The following is an 18,161-nucleotide window of genomic DNA, read 5'->3' as shown; positions in this document are numbered from 1 at the left end:
CACCGTGCACAACCCGTTCACCCCGGTCGCCTCCGTACCCGTGGACACGCGCACCGCCCGTGTCCACGAGGAGGGCTGGCAGTCCTGGTCGCCGAGCGGCGGCTACGCCCTCGGCGCCGCCCCGTACCGCCCGGCGAACGCCAACTGGGCGACCGTGTGCTACCGCCCCGGCCGCAGCGTGCCCGCCGGCGCCTTCCAGGGCGAGGGGCTGCTGGCGCTCGACCCGGGGGACGGCTCCCCCGTCCGGCTCTGGGCGGCGACGGAACCCTCGCACGAGGTGCCGTCGATCCGGCTGACCGTGGCGGACGGGGTCGCGGAGGTGACGGCCGACGGCGCGGTCAAGGAGTGGAGCGGTACGGGCATCCAGTCCGTGCTGGCCGGCTGGGCCGACGCCCTGGCCCTGCCGGCGCCGCGCCCGGCGCCCACCGTGTGGTGCTCCTGGTACGAGTACTTCACGGCCGTCACCGAGGACGACATCCACGAGAACCTGCGGGCGATGGACACCCTCGACCTGCCGATCGACGTGGTGCAGATCGACGACGGCTACCAGAGCGCGCTCGGCGACTGGCTGAACCTCTCCGGCCGGTTCCGCTCCCGGCGGGGCATCGCGGACGCGATCCGCGGACGCGGCCGCCGGGCGGGCATCTGGACGGCGCCCTTCCTGGTCGACCCGGCGAGCGCGCTGGCCGAGACGTACCCGGACTGGCTGGTCCGCGACCCCGACGGCAACCCGCTGCACGCGGGCCGCAACTGGGGCCACGACCTGTACGTCCTGGACACCACCCACCCGGCCGCCGCGGCCTACCTCACCGACGTCTTCGCGACGCTGCGCGCCGAAGGCTACGACTACTTCAAGGTCGACTTCCTCTACGCGGGCGCCCTGGACGGCGTACGGCACTCCGGCGCGGACGCGCTGACCGCCTACCGGCTCGGCATCGCCCTGATCCGCGAGGCGATCGGCGCGGACGCCTACCTGCTCGGCTGCGGCGCGCCGATCCTGCCCTCGCTCGGCCTGTTCGACGCGATGCGGGTCAGCCCCGACACGGCCCCGCACCGCCGCCCCGAGGCCGACGACTACAGCCAACCCGGCCAGGACCCGGCCGAGTTCACCGGCGTCGGCCGCCAGTGGCAGCACGGCCGCCTCTGGGTCAACGACCCCGACTGCCTGATGGCCCGCCCCGCCGTGGAGACCCGCGCCCGCTGGGCCGCCCACGTGGAGGCCGTCGGCGGCCTGGTCGCCTCCAGCGACCGCCTGCTCTCCCTCGACCCGTGGGGCGTGGAGACGACCCGCCGCCTTCTGACCGGAGCTGACCGATGAGCGACCGCACCCTTTCCGTTCCCGGTATCGCCTACGGCGGCGACTACAACCCCGAGCAGTGGCCCGAGGAGGTGTGGGAGGAGGACGTCCGCCTGATGCGCGAGGCGGGCGTGAACATGGTCAGCGTCGGCATCTTCTCGTGGGCGCTCATGGAGCCGTCCGAGGGCGTCTACGACTTCTCCCGCATGGACCGGATCCTCGGCCTGCTCCACGAGAACGGCATCGCCGCCGACCTCGCCACCCCCACGGCCGCCCCGCCGGCCTGGTTCTTCCGCGCCCACCCTGAGGCGCTCCCGGTGGACCACGACGGCCGCACCCTGTCCTACGGCAGCCGCCAGACGTTCTGCCCGAGCAGCCCCGCCTACCGCGAGGCCGCGCTGCGCATCGCGGGCGCGATCGCCGAACGGTACGCGAGCCACCCGGCCGTCACGATGTGGCACGTCCACAACGAGTACGGCTGCCACAACGCGGCCTGCTACTGCGACACCAGCGCGGAGTCCTTCCGCCGCTGGCTGCGGGCCCGGTACGGCGACGACCTGGCCGCCCTCAACCACGCCTGGGGCACCACCTTCTGGAGCCAGTGGTACTACGACTGGGACGAGATCCTGCCGCCCCGCGCGACCGGTGCCGTGCCCAACCCGACGCACCAGCTGGACTGGCGGCGGTTCTGCTCGGACGAGCTGCTGTCGCTGTACAAGGCGGAGCGGGACGTCCTGCGGGAGGCGGCCCCCGCCATTCCCGCGACCACCAACTTCATGGTGATGTACAACTTCGACGCCCTCGACTACTGGCGCTGGGCACCGGAGTTGGACGTGGTCGCCAACGACCACTACCTGATGTCCGCCGACCCCGAGTCGCAGATCGACATCGCGCTGAGCGGCGATCTGATGCGGTCGCTGGCGGGCGGGCCCTGGCTGCTGATGGAGCACTCGACCGGCGCGGTCAACTGGCAGCCCGTCAACCGGGCCAAGACGGCGGGCGAGTTGCGCCGCAACGCGCTCGCGCACGTGGCGCACGGCGCGGACGGTATCGCCTACTTCCAGTGGCGGGCGGCGAAGGCGGGTGCCGAGCAGTGGCACTCGGCGATGCTGCCGCACGCCGGGACCGACAGCCAGATCTGGCGGGACGTGGTCCGGCTGGGCGCGGACCTGCGGGCGCTGGCCGAGGTGCGCGGCAGCACGGGGACGGCCGAGGTCGCCGTCGTCTGGGACTGGGACGCCCGGTGGGCCGTCGAGCTGCCGTCCCAGCCGAGCGGGGAGCTGCGCTACCTGGACGTCGTCCGCGCCTGGTACGAGCCGCTGTGGCGGGCCGGCGTGGCGGTGGACTTCGTACGGCCGGACGCGGACCTGTCGGCGTACAAGGCGGTGCTCGCGCCGAGCCTGTACCTGGTCGACGACACCGGCGCGGCGAACCTGGCGTCGTTCGCGGAGGCCGGGGGGAGCCTCGCGATCGGCTTCCACAGCGGTGCGGTGGACGAGAACTGCCATGTGCGGCTGGGTGGTTACCCCGGGGCCTTCCGGGAGCTGCTCGGCGTGTCCACCGACGAACTGTTCCCGCTGCTGCCGGAGGAGCGCGTGGCGCTCGACGGGGGCGGGACGGGGTCGCTGTGGACGGAGCGGGTGCGGCTGGCGGGGGCGGCCGCGGTCGCGTCGTACGCCGACGGTCCGCTGGCCGGGGTGCCGGCGGTGACCCGGCGCGGTGTCGGCGCGGGCAGCGCCTGGTACGTGGCGACGCTGCCGGACGCGGACACGCTGGCGGGGCTGCTGGACCGGATCCGTGCGGAGGCAGGGGTGGCGGCCGGGCGGGTCGCTCCGGCGGGGGTCGAGGTAGTCGTGCGGCGGGGTGCGGACGCGGACTACGTGTTCGTGATCGACCACACCGGGGAAGGGGCCGAGGTTCCGGTGTCGGACGGGGCGGTGGAGTTGCTGTCCGGGAAGGCGGTGGAGGGGGCGGTGGTCGTGGCGCCGGGCGACATCGCCGTCGTACGAGAGCGTCGGGTGTCCGCCTAGCACCGAGCCGGGTCGGTCGTCCGGCGGCTGCGGCGCCGTCGTGGCTGGTCGCGCAGTTCCCCGCGCCCCTACGGGGCGCGGGGGTGGGCCTCAGTCTGAAGCGAACGGGCCCTCCAGGGCTGCCCATTGGAGGAGCATGATGGTTTTGGCGTCGGCGATCTCGCCGGTGCGGATCATCTGGAGGGCTTGGCGGAAGGGGAGTTCGAGGGTCTGGATGTCCTCGCCCTCCTCGTCGAGGCCGCCGCCCTCGTGGGTGCGGGTGGAGGGGCCGTAGGCGGCCGCGTAGAAGGAGATCCGCTCGGTGACCGAGCCGGGGCTCATGTAGACGTCGAAGACGTGCTGGACGTCGCCGACCGTGTGGCCGGTCTCCTCGACGACCTCGCGGCGGACCGCGTGCTCCGGGTGCTCGTCCTCCTCGTCGAGGAGGCCCGCCGGGGTCTCGACCAGCATGCCGTCGGGGTGGCCGTTGACGTACGCGGGGAAGCGGAACTGGCGGGTGAGCAGGACGGTTTCGCGGTCGGCGTCGTAGAGGAGGAGCGTGGCGCCGTTGCCGCGGTCGTGGGTCTCGCGCTGCTCGGTGTGCCAGGTGCCGTCGGCGTGCTGGAGGTCGAAGGTGGTGGCCCGTTCGACGTACCAGTGGCTGGAGAGCAGTTTCACCTCCCGGACCTTCACGCGCGGGTTGCCGGTCAGGTCCAGGCCGGTGCGGTCGAGTCCGGTGCGGCCCCGGCGGTCGGGGGTGTCGGCCCCGGCGGTCATCGGGTACCGGCCGGGCGGGCGGAGACGTTCAGGTGGCTCATGATCACCTGTCTACCACCCGGCCGGCCGGACCGATATGACCTAGTGCACCGCCTCCCGCGCGGGGCCCTCGTCGAGGAAGCCGCCCGACTGGTGCTGCCACAGCTTGGCGTAGGCGCCCTGGGCGTCGAGCAGTTCGTGGTGCGTGCCCTGCTCGACGATCCGGCCGCGGTCCAGGACCACCAGCCGGTCCATCGAGGCGACCGTGCTCAGGCGGTGCGCCACCACCAGTGCCGTGCGGCCCTCCATGAGCCGCCACAGCGCCTCCTGGACGAGCAGCTCGCTCTCCGAGTCGAGGGCGCTGGTCGCCTCGTCCAGGAGCAGGATCGGGGCGTCCCGGAGGATCGCGCGGGCGAGCGCGACCCGCTGCCGCTGGCCGCCGGAGAGCTTCACCCCGCGCTCCCCCACCATCGTCTCGAAGCCGTCCGGCAGGGCGTCGGCGAACTCCGTGACGTGCGCGGCCTCGGCGGCGAGCCGGATCTCGGCGTCGGTGGCGCCGGGCCGGGCGAAGGCGATGTTGTCCCGCAGGGTGCGGTGGAACATCGCCGGGTCCTGCGGGACGTAGGCGATCTGGCCGCGCAGGTCGGCCTGGCGCAGCCGGCTGATGTCCTGGCCGCCGATGGTGATCCGGCCGCCGTCGATGTCGGTCATCCGCAGCAGCAGCCGGGTGAGCGTGGTCTTGCCGCCGCCCGACCGGCCGACGAACCCGAACTTCGACCCGCTGGGCACATCCAGCTCCAGCCCCTCGAACAGGGGTTTGGCACCCGCATGGGTGAAGGAGACCTTCTCGAAGCGGACGCCCGCGGTACGCGGTGCGAGCGGTTCCGGAACCTCCGGGTCGACCACGGCCGGCGGCTCCAGGAGCAGTTCGGTGAACTGGGCCGCCTCCGTCATGGAGCTCTCGATGCGCCGGTAGATCTGGTTGAACTCGAACATGATCCGGGTCGCGTTGGAGTAGTAGGTGAAGGCGACCACGACCGCCTCCACGCTGTGCCCGCCGCCCGCCAGTATCACCGCGAGCAGCAGTCCCACCGCGTTGGTCGCCACGGACATCGGGGCGACGAAGGTGTCGATGCGCAGGTTGCCGTAGTCCCAGGAGCGCAGGGTGCGCCGCCGGGACTCGGCGACCCGGGATCGGTGTTCGGCGGCCTCCCGTTCCTCGGCGGCGAACGCCCGGACGGTGTCCATGTTCATCAGGCTGTCGGCGACATGCCCCGACACCCGGGCGATCGCCTCCTCACGCTGGTCGACCAGCCGCTGGCGGCGGCGGATCAGCGGGAACACGCACACCGCCGTGACCGCGATCATCGTGAGGAGCGCGACGACGAGCAGCGGTTCGTAGCGCCAGAGCACCACGGAGCCGAAGGCCAGCGGCACGAAGCTGCCCACGATGTTGAAGGTCAGGGTGTCGCCGAACTCCTCGAACCGGGTGGCGAAGCTGAGCACCCGCTTGGTGAGCGATCCCGCGAAGTTGTCGTGGAAGAACGCGGCGTCCTTGGCGAACAGTTCGTCCATGCCGATGACGTACAGCTGCTCGATGCCGAGGGCGTCCAGGCGGTTCAGGCAGTGCAGACCGACCCGCCAGAGCGTCTCCGCCAGCAGCAGGACACCGGCGAAGCCGAGGACGTACGGCAGTGTGGTGCCGAGGCCCAGGCCGTGGCCGTCGGCGATCCGGCCGACCAGCTTGGCCACGAGCAGCGGGGCCAGGTAGTTGATTCCGATGTTGCCGAGCGCCGGCAGCAGCATCGCGGGCAGCGTGAGCCACTTGAGCCGGGCCAACTCCCGTCCGTAGTAACGAAGCGCGAGCAGCACCGCGCCCTTGCGCGGTCCCGTCGCCGGTAAATCGACAGAGGATGTCATGTCAACCCTGTGTAGTCGTCGCACGGCATGCCGAGTCGGCCGCCACATGGTCCGCGGCGGCCTGGAATCGGCTGGTCAGGAAAGGGAAGTGTCCCGCGACAGAGGTCGGGCGGTCCACGCATTTTTCCGCCGACGACTACGGAGCGAACACACGGTCGACGGCTGGGGTGGCGGAGCCCGGCGGAGGGCGCTGAGATGGGTCACGGTGCCCCGCGCGGGGGACGGGCCGCTCGGGTCCCCCGCCACTCCCCCACTTCGGAGGATCCCCCCATGCAAGCCATCACCGTCAAGGACCGCGAGGCCGGAGTCGCCGGTCTCGCCCTTACGGAGCTGCCGTATCCGCACGCCGCGGAGAACGACGTCGTCGTGCGCGTGCACGCCTCCGCGTTCACCCCCGGCGAGCTGACCTGGCCGGCCACCTGGACCGACCGGGCCGGCCGGGACCGCACCCCGAGCGTGCCCGGGCACGAGCTGTCCGGCGTGGTCGCCGAGCTGGGCTACGGCACCACCGGGCTGACCGTCGGCCAGCGGGTGTTCGGGCTCGCCGACTGGACCCGCGACGGCTCGCTGGCCGAGTACACCGCCGTCGAGGCCCGCAATCTCGCGCCGCTCCCGGCCGACGTCGACCATGTCACGGCCGCCGCCCTGCCGGTCTCCGGGCTCACCGCCTGGCAGGGCCTCTTCGACCACGCCCGCCTCACCACCGGCCAGACCGTGCTGGTCCACGGCGCCGCGGGCGGCGTCGGCTCCCTCGCCGTCCAGCTGGCCCGGGCGGCGGGCGCGCGGGTGATCGGCACCGGCCGGGCCGCCGACCGCGAGACCGCGCTGGAACTGGGGGCGCACACGTTCGTCGACCTCCAGTCCGGGCCGCTGGAGGACATCGGCGCCGTCGACGTGGTGTTCGACGTGATCGGCGGCGAGATCCTCGACCGCTCCACGGCGCTGGTCCGCCCGGGCGGCACGCTGGTCACCATCGCCCATCCGGTCACCGTCCACCCGGCGGACGGGCGGGCGGTGTTCTTCGTCGTAGAACCCGACCGCGCCCGCCTCACCGACCTCGCCGCGCGGGTGCGCGACGGACGTCTGAAGCCGATCGTCGGCGCGGTACGACCGCTCGCCGAGGCCCCCGCCGCGTTCCGCCCCGGGAAGCGCACCCCCGGCAAGACGATCATCAGGGTGACGGAGGAGGACTGAGCCCGGCCGTCCGGGGGTGCGGGTCAGCCGAGCGGGGCGGGGCGCTCGCAGGTGCTGGTCACCGGGAGTGCGCGGCCCTGGTCGGCCGCGTCCAGGAGGGTGAGCATGACGTCCAGGACGTGGGCGGCGAGTTCGGCCGACGCGCGGTGCGGGCGGCCGTCCGCCAGGGCCTCGGCGAGATCGGCGAGGCCGACGCCCCGGCCGGCCTCCCGGTGGCCGGCGGTGACCGGCAGGGTCTGCCAGCCGTCGCCGCGGTGCAGTTCGACGGGGCCGTCGAAGCCGTTCGGGTCGGGCACGGACAACGAGGCCTCGGTGCCGTGCACTTCGATGTGCGGCAGCCGGGCGGCCCGTACGTCGAAGCTCATGACCAGGGTGGAGAGCGCGCCGTCGGCGTGCTCCAGGACGCCGGTGACGTGGGTGTCCACCTCCACCGGGAAGGCGGTGCCCGCGCGCGGGCCGCTGCCGACGGTCCGCTCGGCCCGCGGCCGGGAGGCGGCGCCGGTCACCCCGACCACCGGGCCGAGCAGGTGGACCAGGGCGGAGAGGTAGTAGGGGCCCATGTCGAGCAGGGGGCCGCCGCCGGGCCGGTAGTAGAACTCCGGGTCCGGGTGCCACCTCTCGTGTCCGGCGGTGGTCATGAAGGCGGTGGCCGCGACCGGCCGGCCGATCAGTCCGTCGTCGACCGCCTTGCGGGCGGTCTGTGTGCCGGTGCCGAGGACGGTGTCGGGTGCGCAGCCGACGCGCAGCCCGGTCTCCCGGGCCGCCGCCAGCACGGCGCCGGCCTCCTTCCGGTTCGCCGCGAGGGGCTTCTCGCCGTACACGTGCTTGCCGGCGCCGAGCGCCGCGAGGGCGACCTCCGCGTGCGCGGCCGGAATCGTGAGGTTGAGTACGGCGTCCACGTCGTCCCGGGCCACGAGGGCGGCGACGTCCGCCGCCACGGCCGGCTCGCCGGAGGCCTGTTGCGCGACCGACTCGGCCCGGACCCGGTCGAGGTCGGTGACGGCGGTGAGCCGCAGGGAAGCCGTCCGGTCCAGGGTCGAGAGATAGGCGCCGCTGATCCTCCCGGCGCCCACGAGGCCGATGTTCAGGGGCTTCAGCGACTCGCCCACAGCAGTCCCCTCTCGGTCAGCGTGCGCACCTCGGGCACGTCGAAGTCGTCGGGCTTGTGCCCGACGGTGGAGACGAAGACCCGGCCCGCGCCCCAGGTCCTGGTCCACACGGCGGGCATCACCGTGGGCCGGTCGCGCAGGGCGTCGGCCGGGAAGGTGGTGGTGGCGAGGACGTCGATGTGCGGGTCGGTGAGCAGCCAGTACTGCTCGGTGTGCACGGTGAAGTCATGGAGCCCGGCGATGACCGGGTGGCCGGCGTGTTCGGGCAGCAGGTGCACGGTGTGGTCGTGGAAGCCCGGCGGGTGCATGACGAACGTGCCGCCGGTCAGCAGGTGGTAGCCGTGGTCGTGGAAGCTGTCCACGATGCCGCCGTGCCAGCCGGCCAGGCCGGTGCCCGCGCGCACCGCGGCGGCGAGGTTGTCGCTCTGCTCCCGGGTGATCGTCCCCATGGTCCAGCACTGCACGACCAGGTCGGTGGCGGCCAGGCGCTCCGCGTCCTCGTACACCGCGAGGTCCTCGGAGGTCTCGACGGCGAATCCCTTCTCCCTGAGGAAGGGGACGAACCCGTCGCTGATCGCGACGGGTTGATGCCCGTCCCAGCCGCCGCGGACGACGAGCGCCCGCCTGATGTCGTTGGTCAAGGTGATCGCACGCTCCCATCTGCGGACTGCCCGGCGAACCTATGAAGAGCGGTCGAGTTTGTCAATGCACTTTACGAATCCTGCGCGGGGCCGCGGTGACAGCCCCCTCCTCTGTTCCATCGCCTTGTTCGACCGACCTCGGACTCCCGGGGAGTCCTCGCCCGCCGTCGGCGCCCCGCACCGGCCGCCGCCCCGTCGCCGTACCGCCGCCATTCCGCATCCGGGAGGGCGAGCAGCCGGTCGATGTCCGCCGCCGCGGGCAGCGGGCCGTGGTCGCCCGTGACCCGGAGCGCGGAGACGGCCGTGATGTGGCCGAGCCGGAGGGCGCGGGTCGTCGTCCCGCCGCGCAGCAGACCGGCGAGGAAGCCCGCCGCGAACGCGTCGCCCGCGCCGACGGGTTCGACCACCGCGGTGCGCAGCGCGGGCACCGTGCACACGCCGTCCGCGGTGACGGCCGACGCGGCCCGGGCGCCGTCCTTGACGACGAGGATCCGCGGGCCGGGCAGCAGACCCCGCAGCCCGGTGACGGTCAGGTCCGCGCCCCACAGCTCCTGTGCCTCGTCGAGGCCCGTGAAAACGATGTCGGCCCGGTCGGCGAGAGCGCGCAGCACCTCGGGTGCGGTGCCGTCCGGCCAGAGGGCGGCCCGGTGGTTGACGTCGAAGCTGATGGCGTACGGCCGTTGCGCGGCCGGGACGTCGAGGGCGCGGGACACCAGGGCGCGGCAGGACGGGGACAGGGCGGGGGTGATGCCGGTGAGGTGCAGGAGGGCGGCCGAGCGCAGCGGTTCGCCGTCGAGCAGGCCGGGGTCCAGGGCCGAGGCCGCCGAGCCGGTGCGGTAGTAGTGGACGGTCGTCCCGGTGGGGCCGGGGTTCTTGACGAGGAGGCCGGTGGGCCGGCGCGGGTCGGTGCGCACATGGGTGACGTCGACCCCGGCGGCGGCGACCGCGGCGCGGACCCGGCGGCCCAGCGGATCGTCGCCGAGGGCCGAGAGCCAGACGGCGGGCACGCCGTGGTCCGCGAGGTACATCGCCACGTTCGACTCCGCGCCCGCGAGGGACAGCCGCAGTCGCTCGGCGTCCGCCAGCGGCCGGGGCGGGTCGGGGGCCAGGGCCGCCATGGTCTCGCCGACGCAGACGACCGGGCCCGGGAGCGGACGCCAGGGCGCCGTCACGGGCGTGCCTCCACGGCGGCCCGGAACGCGCGGGCCCGGTCGCGCAGGGCGCCCAGGTCACCGCCGTCCGCCGCGTCGCCGACGAGGGGTGAGCCGACGCCGACGGCGGTCGCCCCGGCGGCCAGGTGGGCCCGGGCGGCGGCGAGGTCGACGCCGCCCACGGGGACGAAGGCGGCGTCGGGGAACGGGCCCCGCAACGCCTTCAGATAGGCCGCTCCCCCGGCTTCCGCGGCCGGGAAGAGCTTCAGGGCGCTCGCGCCCCGGGCCCGGGCGGCGATGACGTCGGTGGGGGTCAGCACACCGGCCAGGACCGGCATGCCGAGGTGCAGCGCGGTGTCGACGCCGGCGCCGAGGCCGGGGGTGACAGCGAAGGCGGCGCCCGCGCGGTGGGCGGCGTGCGCGTCGGCGGCGGTCAGGACCGTGCCGGCGCCCAGCGGACGGCCGGGGCCCAGTTCCTCGCGGGCCCGGGTGAGGACGGTGAGCGCGTCGGCGCCGCTCAGTGACACCTCGATCAGTTCGATGCCCTCCTCGGCCAGGGTCAGCACGGTGCGCAGGGCGGCGTCCGGGTCGCCGCCGCGCACGATGGCGATCAGACGACGGGCGGTGAGGGCGGCTCGCAGATCCACGAGCACGTCTCCTTCCTCGGTCAGTGGGGGCAGTGACAGGCGGCGCTCAGGGTGAGCCGCCAGCGGACCTCGCCCGAGGCGGGGACGCGGGCCGCGTCGTCCGGGCCCGCGTCGGCGAGGTCGAAGACGCGGCCGAGCATGGGCTCGACGCCCGTACTGCGATAGGGCCGGCCGGCGGGGAAGCCGCCCAGGTTGCGCCAGAGGGCGACGGACAGCGGCTGCCCCTCGGCCTCGACGGCCAGGGCGAGCCGGTCCGCGCCGTCGTGGACACAGCACCGGCCGCCGGCCACCACGGCCCCGACCGCCGTGCCGTCGTCCGGTCCGAAGCGGTCGAGCCGCAGCCCGAGCGGCGCGGGCCAACCGCCCTCCAGCCACGGCGCGCCGGCCGGCCAGGGGCGGTCCAGCAGGGGCGCCGCCTCCGGGAACAGCCGGGTGGGCGCCCCGTCCCGGGTCCGTACGACGGCGTCCTCGGTGAGGTCCAGCAGGGCGTGCGCGGCCCACAGGAAGCGGAAGCCGGGCTCGGCGGTCAGCGCGTAGGCGGCTTCCACACCGTCGGTGGTGGTGCTCAACTCGCGGGTGAGGGTGAAGCGTTCGCAGGAGACGCGGTCGGTCCGCCCGTCCCGGGTCCAGGCGCGGGACCAGGCGTCGCCGTGGTCCGGGGTGCCGCGCACGGTGGGGACGCACTCCTCCAGTCCGCCCGCGTCGACGAACGCGCCGCCCGGCGCCACGCCGTCGCGTGCCGGGTCCTCGCGCCGCCACAGCCATTCGCGGCCGCCGTGCCGCAGGGAGGTCCAACGGCCGCCGTGCGCGAGGTCGGTGACCGCCTCCATCACCACTCCGCGAAGGAGCCGTCGGGATGCCGCCACACCGGGTTGCGCCAGCTGTGCCCGGTCCGGTCGGCCGCGCGGACGGCGCCCTCGTCGAGGGTGATGCCGAGTCCGGGGGTGTCGCCGCGCCGCGCGTGCCCGTCCACGAAGCGGAAGGGCTCGGGGTCGACGAGGTAGGAGAGCAGGTCGGCGTCCTTGTTGTAGTGGATGCCCCGGCTCTGCTCCTGGATCAGGAAGTTCGGAGTGGCGAAGGCGACTTGGAGGGCGGCGGCGAGCGAGATGGGGCCGAGCGGGCAGTGCGGGGCGAGCTGGGCGCCGTAGGTCTCGGCGAGCGAGGCGATGCGGTGCACCTCGGAGATGCCGCCCGCGTGGGACAGGTCCGGCTGGGCGACCGCGATGCCGGCGGCGAGAACGGGCAGGAACTCGGCGCGTGAGTAGAGGCGTTCGCCCGTGGCCAGCGGGACCGGGCTCGCGGTGACCAGGCCGGGCAGCAGGTGGCCCTGTTCGGGCAGGACGGGTTCCTCCACGAACAGCGGGTGCAGCGGGGCGAGTTCGGCCAGCACGCGGCGGGCGCTCGCGGCGGTGAACCGGCCGTGGAAGTCGACGGCGACGTCGCGGTCCGGGCCGAGGGCGTCCCGGGCGGCGCCCACCCGGGCGACGACGGCCGCGGTCTCGGCCGGGGTGGTGATCGGCGAGGTGACGCCGGCGGCGTTCATCTTCACGGCGGTGAAGCCCGCCGCCACCTGGGCCGCGATCTGCTCGGTGAGCTCGGCGGGTTCGTCGCCGCCGACCCAGGCGTAGACCCGTACCCGGTCCCGCACCGGTCCGCCCAGCAGGGCGTGCACGGGCGCGCCGTAGGTCTTGCCGGCGATGTCCCACAGGGCCTGGTCGAGTCCCGCGACGGCGCTCGACAGCACCGGGCCGCCCCGGTAGAAGCCGCCCTTGGTGAGCACCTGCCAGTGGTCCTGGATGCGCAGCGGGTCCTGGCCCACCAGGTACTCGGCGAGGACGTCGACGGCCGCCCGCACCACCTCGGCCCGCCCCTCGACGACGGGTTCGCCCCAGCCGACCACCCCGTCGTCGGTCTCGACACGGCAGAACAGCCAGCGCGGCGGGACGAGGAAGGTCTCTATTCGGTCGATCTTCACTGACCGCCACCGCCTTTCGTGTCGTCGTCGGAGCCGGCCGTCGCGTCGGAACCGGCCGTCGCGTCGGGCCCGTGCAGCCGGGCCAGGTCGCGGCCGGCCTGGTCGAGCAGGGCGCGCATGGCGGTCTCGGCCGCCGCCGGGTCGCCGTCGCGTACGGCGTCCAGGACGGCGCGGTGGGCGGGGACGGGGTCCTCGCTGTGCGGGGCGCTGTGCACGATGCGGTCCCGGTGGGCCAGGCCCGACTCCAGCACCATCTCCATGCGTTCGAGCAGTTCGTTGTGGGTGGCGGCGAGCAGGGCGCGGTGGAAGGCGAGGTCGGCGTCGACGGCGTCGCCCGGGTCGGCCTCCTGCCGTCCCATCGCCGCCAGGGCGACCTCCAGGGCCACCAGGTCGGCCTCGGTGCGGCGCTCGGCGGCCAGCCGGACGGCGGCCGGTTCGATGATCGCCCGGACCTCGGCGAGGTTGTGCAGCAGCGACCGGTCGGCGTCGGTGGTGCGGCCGCCCTCGAACTGCCAGCGCAGCACGTCGGCGTCGAGCAGGTTCCAGTCGGCGCGGGCCCGCACGAAGGTGCCGCGCTTCTGGCGGGCGTCGACCATGCCCTTGGCGGCGAGCACCTTCAGGGACTCGCGCAGGGCGGTGAGGCTGACGTCGAGTTCGCTCTGCAGCGCCACCAGGTCGAGCGTGGCCCCTTCCGGGATCTCGCCGCCGAGGATGCGGCGCGCCAGGGCCTCCACGGTCTGGCCGTGCACACCGCGGCGGGCGTAGGGCGTCATGTCGTACAGCCTTTCTGTTCACAGGGCGTCATGCGGAGGCCTTCACGACACTCCAGCCACCGTCCACGACGAGACTGGCCCCGGTGACGTAGGAGGCCTCGTCGGCGCAGAGGAAGGCGATCGCGGCGGCCGCCTCCTCGGGCGTGCCGAACCGGCGGGCGGCCGTCTGGGCGATGCTGCGGTCCCGTTCCTCCGGCGGGACCCGGTTCCAGGCGCCGGTGAGGATCGGCCCGGGCAGCACCGCGTTGACGCGTACCTCGGGCCCGTACTCGACGGCGAGCTGTCCGCACAGAGACAGCAGGCCGCCCTTGGCGGCGGCGTAGGCCGGGTGGCCGGGGAGGCCGGCGTGCGCGTGCACAGAGGAGGTGAGGACCACGGCGCCGCGCCGGGCGCGCAGGTCGGCCAGGACCGCCTTGACGCCGAGGAAGCCGGCGGTGAGGTTGACGGCGAGCTGCCGCTGCCAGGATTCCAGGGGCAGCTCGTGGGCGGGCCGCACGTCGACGGTGCAGGCGTTGCTGACGAGCACGTCGACCGGGCCGAAGTCCTGGGCGGCGGTGACGATCCGCGTCCAGTCGGCCTCGTCGGCGACGTCCGCGTGCACGTACCGGGCCCGGCCGCCGTCCTGGGCGATCCCGTCCACGACGGCCTGGCCGCGCTCGTCCGCGAGGTCGGCGAGCACGACGGCGGCCCCCTCCCGGGCGAGCCGTTCGGCGGTGGCGGCTCCGATGCCGGAGGCGGCTCCGGTCACCACGGCGGTCCGGCCGGTGAAACGGGCACCGTACCGTCGTACGGACTGGTCCATCGGGCTCCTTAGAGGGTGAGCTGCTGGAAACATATGCGCCCTACAGGCGGGTCAGTACCACCAGGTCGGCGTCGTACCCGGCATTCCAGGCGAACGGCAGGCCGTAGTGGAGCAGATGGGCTCCGCTGTACGAGGTTCCGCTCGCCGTCTCCCGGTAGCGTGCCGTCGGCTCCAGGCCGCGCAGCCGGAGCCGGTCGGGGCGGCCGGGGAGCAGCGGGGCGCCGTCGAGGCGGCCGGTGGAGAGCGCGGCGACGACGGTGCGGTCACCGGCGTCGTACTGCACGCCGCAGGTGGGGTCGTCCGGTGTGCCGAGCAGCCGGACCTCGCCGTGGTGGACGACGTCCCGTACCTCCTTGTAGCGGGCGATCCACCGGGCGGCCTCCGCCCGCTGTTCCGGGGTCCAGGCACGGAGGTCGGCGCCGATGCCGAGGACTCCGCACAGGGCGTTGACGAAGCGGAAGGCGAGGCTGCGCGGGCGCGGGTCGAGGATGCCGGGGGCGTCGGTGACCCAGGAGCTCATGACGTGCGGGGCGTGGGCGTGCAGGAAGCCGTGCTGGATGCGCAGCCGGTCCAGGGGTGCGGTGTTGTCGCTGGGCCAGACGACGTCGGTGCGGGCGAGGGTGGCGAGGTCGACGCGTCCGCCGCCGCCGGCGCAGCCCTCGACGGTGACGTCGGGGTGGGCGGCGCGCAGGTGGTCGAGGACGCGCAGGTAGCCGGCGACGTGCTCGGCGTCCAGGTCGGCCGGGCCGGTGCCGGGGCGCCCGCGTTCGGTGGGCGGCCGGTTCATGTCCCACTTCAGGTAGCCGATCGGGTGCGCGGTGAGCAGCCGGTCGAGGGTGGCGACGACGAAGTCCTGGACGTCGGTCCGGCCGAGGTCGAGGAGCAGCTGGTTGCGGACGAGCCGGGCCGGGCGGCCGTCGACGCGGTAGACCCATTCGGGGTGTTCGGTGTGCGGCCGGCTGCCGGGGCTGACCGCCTCCGGCTCGACCCAGAGGCCGAAGTCGAGTCCGAGGGCCCGGACGTCTTCGACGAAGCGGCCGAAGCCGTCCGGGAAGGCCTCCGGGTCCGGGTACCAGTCGCCCAGTCCTCCGGTGTCGTCGGCGCGGCCCGTGAACCAGCCGTCGTCGACGACGAAGAGTTCGGTCCCGAGGTCCGCGGCGGCCTTCGCCAGCTCCAGCTGGCCGGCCGCGTCGACGTCGAAGCCGGTGGCCTCCCAGGAGTTGTAGAGCACCTTGCGCGGGCGGTGCAGCCGCTCACCGGCGAGGTGCCGTTCGTAGCGGTGCCAGACCCGGGACAGGCCGTCGAGGCCGTCCGGGCTGAACGCGCAGGCGAGGCGGGGGGTCACCAGCGTCTCGCCGGGGCCGAGTCGGACGGCGCCCTCGTGCGGGACGCGTCCGGCGCGGACCCGTACGGCACCGCCGGGCTCGGCCTCCGCCGTGATGTGCCAGTTGCCCGGCCAGGCCAGGGCGACGCCGTAGGCGGCCGGGGCGTCCCCGTCCTGTACGGCGAGCCAGGGCGCGTACGCGTGACCGGGCACGCCCTGGAGGCTGCCGATGGTGAACGTGCCTCTGGTGAGGTCGAGTCGGGTGTGCTGGAACTCCTGGGACCACTGTCCGCAGAGGTACGTCAGCCGGGCCGCGCCGGTGACCGGGACGGTCACGGCGCCCGAGTCGAGCCGTTCAAGGCGGAGTTCGTCGTCGCCGGCCGTGAACTCGGCCCAGCGGAGGATCACATCGGTGCCCGGCACGGTCTCGTAGCCGAGGACCGTCCGCAGCCCGATCACGTCGTCCGTGAAGGCCAGACGCAGAGATCCCTCGGCGGTCTCCGCGCCTTCGAACTCCCACCACATGCCCCGCTCTTCGCCGTCCGGGCGCGAGGCCACCACCTCGGACCCGGTGAACGGCCGGAGCCCGTAGGGCAGGTACTCGGCCGGGGCCGCGTCGGCGGGCGTGATGAAGTGCGTGCGGTGGGACCAGTCCAGGGCGGAGGGGCCGTCCTCGACGCCGGGCGGGCCCCAGGCGGCGAGCTCGGCCCACGGCCCGTCCGGGGAGAGCCGGACGGTGTAGGAGGTGTTCGCCGTCCGCAGGGTCCAGCGCTGGTCCGTCACTTGACCGCTCCCAGGTTGAGGCCGGCCACGAAGTGCCGCTGGAATCTGAGGAAGACGGCGACCGTGGGCGCCGCGGCGATGACCGACCCGGCCGCGATCACGTTCCACATCGACACGTACTGGCCCTGGAGTCCGATGAGGGCGGCCGTGATCGGCATCTTGGAGTCGCTGCGCAGGACGGTGATCGCCCAGAGCAGGTCGTTGAAGATCCAGGTGAAGGAGAGCGCGCTGAGCGCGGCCAGGGCGGGCCGGGTCAGCGGGAGGATGATCCGCCGGAAGATCTGCCAGGGTCCGGCGCCGTCCACGACCGCCGCCTGCTGGATCTCCACCGGGATCGACCGCATGAACCCGTGCAGGACGAAGACGTAGAAGCCCACGCCGAAGCCGATCTGCACCCCGATGAGGGCGGGCAGGGTGTCGTAGACGCCCATCAGCTCGCTGAGCTTGGACACCGGGATGAGCAGGATCTGGGGAGGGAGCAGGTTGCCGCCGAGCATGAGGAGCAACAGGGCGCGCCGGAAGGGGAGTTCGTAGCGGCTGAGAGCGAACGCGGCCATCGCGGCGAGGGCGAGGGTGACCAGGACGCAGGGCACGGTGACCAGCAGGCTGTTGATCATGGCCTGCTGCTGGCCGCCGTCGCTCCAGGCCTGGCCGAAGTTGGACAGGGTGAAGGAGTGCGGCCGGCTGCCCAGGCCGTGGGCGGCGATGTCGTCGAAGGTGCGCAGGCTGGTCACCAGGACCAGGGCGATGGGCAGCAGCCACAGGACGGCCAGGGCACCGGCGCCGAGGTGGAATCCGGCGGTCGCGGCCCGCTTGCGGCGCACCGCCGTGGACGGGGCGGACATCAGTCGGCCTCCCGGAACGCGCGGACGAGGTAGGCGGCGATGACCCCGAAGGCCAGCACGAAGATGACGACGGCGAGGGCGGAGCCGTAGCCGAGGCGCAGGGACTGGAAGGCGGTCGAGTACATGTACGTGCTCAGCAGCTCGGAGGAGTGGTAGGGGCCGCCGCGGGTCAAGGACCAGACGACGTCGAAGGAGCGCAGCGAGTCGATGACGATGACCGACAGGACGACCGCGTTGACGCTGCGCAGCTGGGGCAGGGTGACATGGCGGAAGCGCTGCCAGGCGCTCGCGCCGTCGACCTTGGCGGCTTCGTACAGCGCGGGATCGATGCCCTTGAGGCCGGCCAGGTACAGGACCATGACATAGCCGATCTGGCGCCACAGCGCGGGCACGATCACCGCGTACAGGGCGGTGTCCTGGTCGGCGAGCCAGGCGTGCTGGAGGCTGCCGAGGCCCACGCTCTGCAACAGCCGGTTCAGGACGCCGTCGGGCTGGTAGATCGCCTGCCAGACGAGGGCGGTGGCGACCAGCGAGAACACGACCGGCAGGAAGAGCGCGGCCCGGTAGAAGCCGACCCCGCGCCGCTCCTGCTGGAGCAGCAGCGCGGTGGCCAGACCCAGTACGGCGGAGAGTCCGCCGAAGAGCACCAGCCAGAGCACGGTGTGGCCGGCCGCACTGCGGAAGACATCGTCGTGGGCCATCTCCCGGAAGTTGCCGAGCCCGATGAACCGCGGCGGGGAGACGCCGTCCCACCTGGTCAGGGCGAGGTAGAAACCCTGTAGGGCGGGCCAGAACACCCACAGCGCCTCGACGAGCAGCGGGACCAGGACGAAGGCGAGGACCAGGGGCGGGGTGCGCCGGGAGCCCCGGCCCGGTCCGCGGCTCGCGGGCGGACGGGCCGGGGACTTCCGGTCGGGGGCGGTGAGCACGGCCAC

At 73.8% G+C, this 18,161-nt stretch carries 16 protein-coding genes; 3 read left to right on the top strand and 13 right to left on the bottom strand.

The features are described 5' to 3' along the window. Nucleotides 1-4 precede the first annotated feature (4 nt). Nucleotides 5-1,318 carry a glycoside hydrolase family 36 protein gene (locus ACIPSJ_RS32825; RefSeq protein ID WP_401351318.1) on the top strand — a complete coding sequence of 438 codons (1,314 nt, stop codon included), beginning with the start codon at nt 5-7 and terminating at the stop codon, nt 1,316-1,318. Then, nucleotides 1,315-3,327, top strand: a complete 2,013-nt coding sequence (locus ACIPSJ_RS32820) for a beta-galactosidase (protein WP_401351317.1) — start codon at nt 1,315-1,317, stop codon at nt 3,325-3,327. Before ACIPSJ_RS32825 ends, ACIPSJ_RS32820 begins: the two co-directional genes overlap by 4 nt. Before the next feature lie 90 nt (nt 3,328-3,417). Here the strand turns inward: ACIPSJ_RS32820 and ACIPSJ_RS32815 are convergent, their stop codons facing one another. Together ACIPSJ_RS32815 and ACIPSJ_RS32810 are read right to left on the bottom strand one after the other, a co-directional pair. After that, complete coding sequence (locus ACIPSJ_RS32815) at nt 3,418-4,083, bottom strand: NUDIX domain-containing protein (RefSeq protein ID WP_359218958.1); 666 nt, start codon at nt 4,081-4,083, stop codon at nt 3,418-3,420. Nucleotides 4,084-4,164: 81 nt separating this feature from the next. Further along, complete coding sequence (locus ACIPSJ_RS32810; protein ID WP_359218960.1) at nt 4,165-5,982, bottom strand: ABC transporter ATP-binding protein; 1,818 nt, start codon at nt 5,980-5,982, stop codon at nt 4,165-4,167. A 270-nt stretch (nt 5,983-6,252) separates the two neighbouring features. Here ACIPSJ_RS32810 and ACIPSJ_RS32805 point away from each other — a divergent pair, with 270 nt between their 5' ends. Continuing rightward, the gene (locus ACIPSJ_RS32805) at nt 6,253-7,176 is read left to right on the top strand and encodes an NADP-dependent oxidoreductase (RefSeq protein WP_401351316.1); all 924 of its coding nucleotides are present in this window, start codon (nt 6,253-6,255) and stop codon (nt 7,174-7,176) included. 23 nt (nt 7,177-7,199) lie between these two features. Here the strand turns inward: ACIPSJ_RS32805 and ACIPSJ_RS32800 are convergent, their stop codons facing one another. From ACIPSJ_RS32800 to ACIPSJ_RS32750, 11 genes are all read right to left on the bottom strand, one after another. Further along, nucleotides 7,200-8,285: a Gfo/Idh/MocA family protein gene (locus ACIPSJ_RS32800; RefSeq protein ID WP_401351315.1), complete on the bottom strand. Its 1,086-nt coding sequence runs from the start codon at nt 8,283-8,285 to the stop codon at nt 7,200-7,202. Beyond that, nucleotides 8,270-8,926, bottom strand: a complete 657-nt coding sequence (locus ACIPSJ_RS32795) for a ThuA domain-containing protein (RefSeq protein ID WP_401351313.1) — start codon at nt 8,924-8,926, stop codon at nt 8,270-8,272. The genes ACIPSJ_RS32800 and ACIPSJ_RS32795 overlap by 16 nt, the downstream gene beginning before the upstream one ends. A 71-nt stretch (nt 8,927-8,997) precedes the next feature. Further along, entirely contained in the window at nt 8,998-10,098 is a 1,101-nt protein-coding gene (locus tag ACIPSJ_RS32790) for a sugar kinase (RefSeq protein WP_359218968.1), read from the bottom strand. After that, a complete protein-coding gene (locus ACIPSJ_RS32785) occupies nt 10,095-10,724 on the bottom strand; it encodes a bifunctional 4-hydroxy-2-oxoglutarate aldolase/2-dehydro-3-deoxy-phosphogluconate aldolase (protein ID WP_359218970.1) in 630 nt (209 codons plus the stop codon). The genes ACIPSJ_RS32790 and ACIPSJ_RS32785 overlap by 4 nt, the downstream gene beginning before the upstream one ends. Before the next feature lie 20 nt (nt 10,725-10,744). Then, nucleotides 10,745-11,554, bottom strand: coding sequence for a hypothetical protein (locus ACIPSJ_RS32780; protein ID WP_401351312.1), 810 nt, complete (start codon nt 11,552-11,554; stop codon nt 10,745-10,747). Further along, nucleotides 11,554-12,699: a galactonate dehydratase gene (gene dgoD / locus ACIPSJ_RS32775; protein WP_359218974.1), complete on the bottom strand. Its 1,146-nt coding sequence runs from the start codon at nt 12,697-12,699 to the stop codon at nt 11,554-11,556. The genes ACIPSJ_RS32780 and dgoD overlap by 1 nt, the downstream gene beginning before the upstream one ends. Continuing rightward, a complete protein-coding gene (locus ACIPSJ_RS32770) occupies nt 12,696-13,472 on the bottom strand; it encodes a FadR/GntR family transcriptional regulator (RefSeq protein WP_359218977.1) in 777 nt (258 codons plus the stop codon). Before ACIPSJ_RS32770 ends, dgoD begins: the two co-directional genes overlap by 4 nt. Nucleotides 13,473-13,500: 28 nt before the next feature. Further along, nucleotides 13,501-14,274 (bottom strand): SDR family NAD(P)-dependent oxidoreductase, encoded by a 774-nt coding sequence (locus ACIPSJ_RS32765; RefSeq protein ID WP_401351309.1) that lies wholly within the window; start codon nt 14,272-14,274, stop codon nt 13,501-13,503. 40 nt (nt 14,275-14,314) lie between these two features. Next, nucleotides 14,315-16,381 carry an alpha-galactosidase gene (locus ACIPSJ_RS32760; protein WP_401351307.1) on the bottom strand — a complete coding sequence of 689 codons (2,067 nt, stop codon included), beginning with the start codon at nt 16,379-16,381 and terminating at the stop codon, nt 14,315-14,317. After that, nucleotides 16,378-17,226 carry a carbohydrate ABC transporter permease gene (locus ACIPSJ_RS32755; RefSeq protein ID WP_359218983.1) on the bottom strand — a complete coding sequence of 283 codons (849 nt, stop codon included), beginning with the start codon at nt 17,224-17,226 and terminating at the stop codon, nt 16,378-16,380. Before ACIPSJ_RS32755 ends, ACIPSJ_RS32760 begins: the two co-directional genes overlap by 4 nt. Continuing rightward, nucleotides 17,226-18,161, bottom strand: coding sequence for a sugar ABC transporter permease (locus ACIPSJ_RS32750; RefSeq protein ID WP_359218985.1), 936 nt, complete (start codon nt 18,159-18,161; stop codon nt 17,226-17,228). Before ACIPSJ_RS32750 ends, ACIPSJ_RS32755 begins: the two co-directional genes overlap by 1 nt.

The organism is Streptomyces sp. NPDC090088 (genome assembly GCF_044747345.1).
Taxonomy (GTDB): Bacteria; Actinomycetota; Actinomycetes; order Streptomycetales; family Streptomycetaceae; genus Streptomyces.
This window is presented reverse-complemented; position numbering and strand designations above follow the sequence as displayed.

Excerpts from the sequence above, each read along its gene's own strand:
- ACIPSJ_RS32820 (WP_401351317.1), top strand. The coding sequence starts at position 1,315 with ATGAGCGACCGCACCCTTTCCGTTCCCGGTATCGCCTACGGCGGCGAC.
- ACIPSJ_RS32815 (WP_359218958.1), bottom strand. The coding sequence starts at position 4,083 with ATGACCGCCGGGGCCGACACCCCCGACCGCCGGGGCCGCACCGGACTC.
- ACIPSJ_RS32810 (WP_359218960.1), bottom strand. The coding sequence starts at position 5,982 with ATGACATCCTCTGTCGATTTACCGGCGACGGGACCGCGCAAGGGCGCG.
- ACIPSJ_RS32805 (WP_401351316.1), top strand. The coding sequence starts at position 6,253 with ATGCAAGCCATCACCGTCAAGGACCGCGAGGCCGGAGTCGCCGGTCTC.
- ACIPSJ_RS32780 (WP_401351312.1), bottom strand. The coding sequence starts at position 11,554 with ATGGAGGCGGTCACCGACCTCGCGCACGGCGGCCGTTGGACCTCCCTG.
- ACIPSJ_RS32770 (WP_359218977.1), bottom strand. The coding sequence starts at position 13,472 with ATGACGCCCTACGCCCGCCGCGGTGTGCACGGCCAGACCGTGGAGGCC.
- ACIPSJ_RS32765 (WP_401351309.1), bottom strand. The coding sequence starts at position 14,274 with ATGGACCAGTCCGTACGACGGTACGGTGCCCGTTTCACCGGCCGGACC.
- ACIPSJ_RS32755 (WP_359218983.1), bottom strand. The coding sequence starts at position 17,226 with ATGTCCGCCCCGTCCACGGCGGTGCGCCGCAAGCGGGCCGCGACCGCC.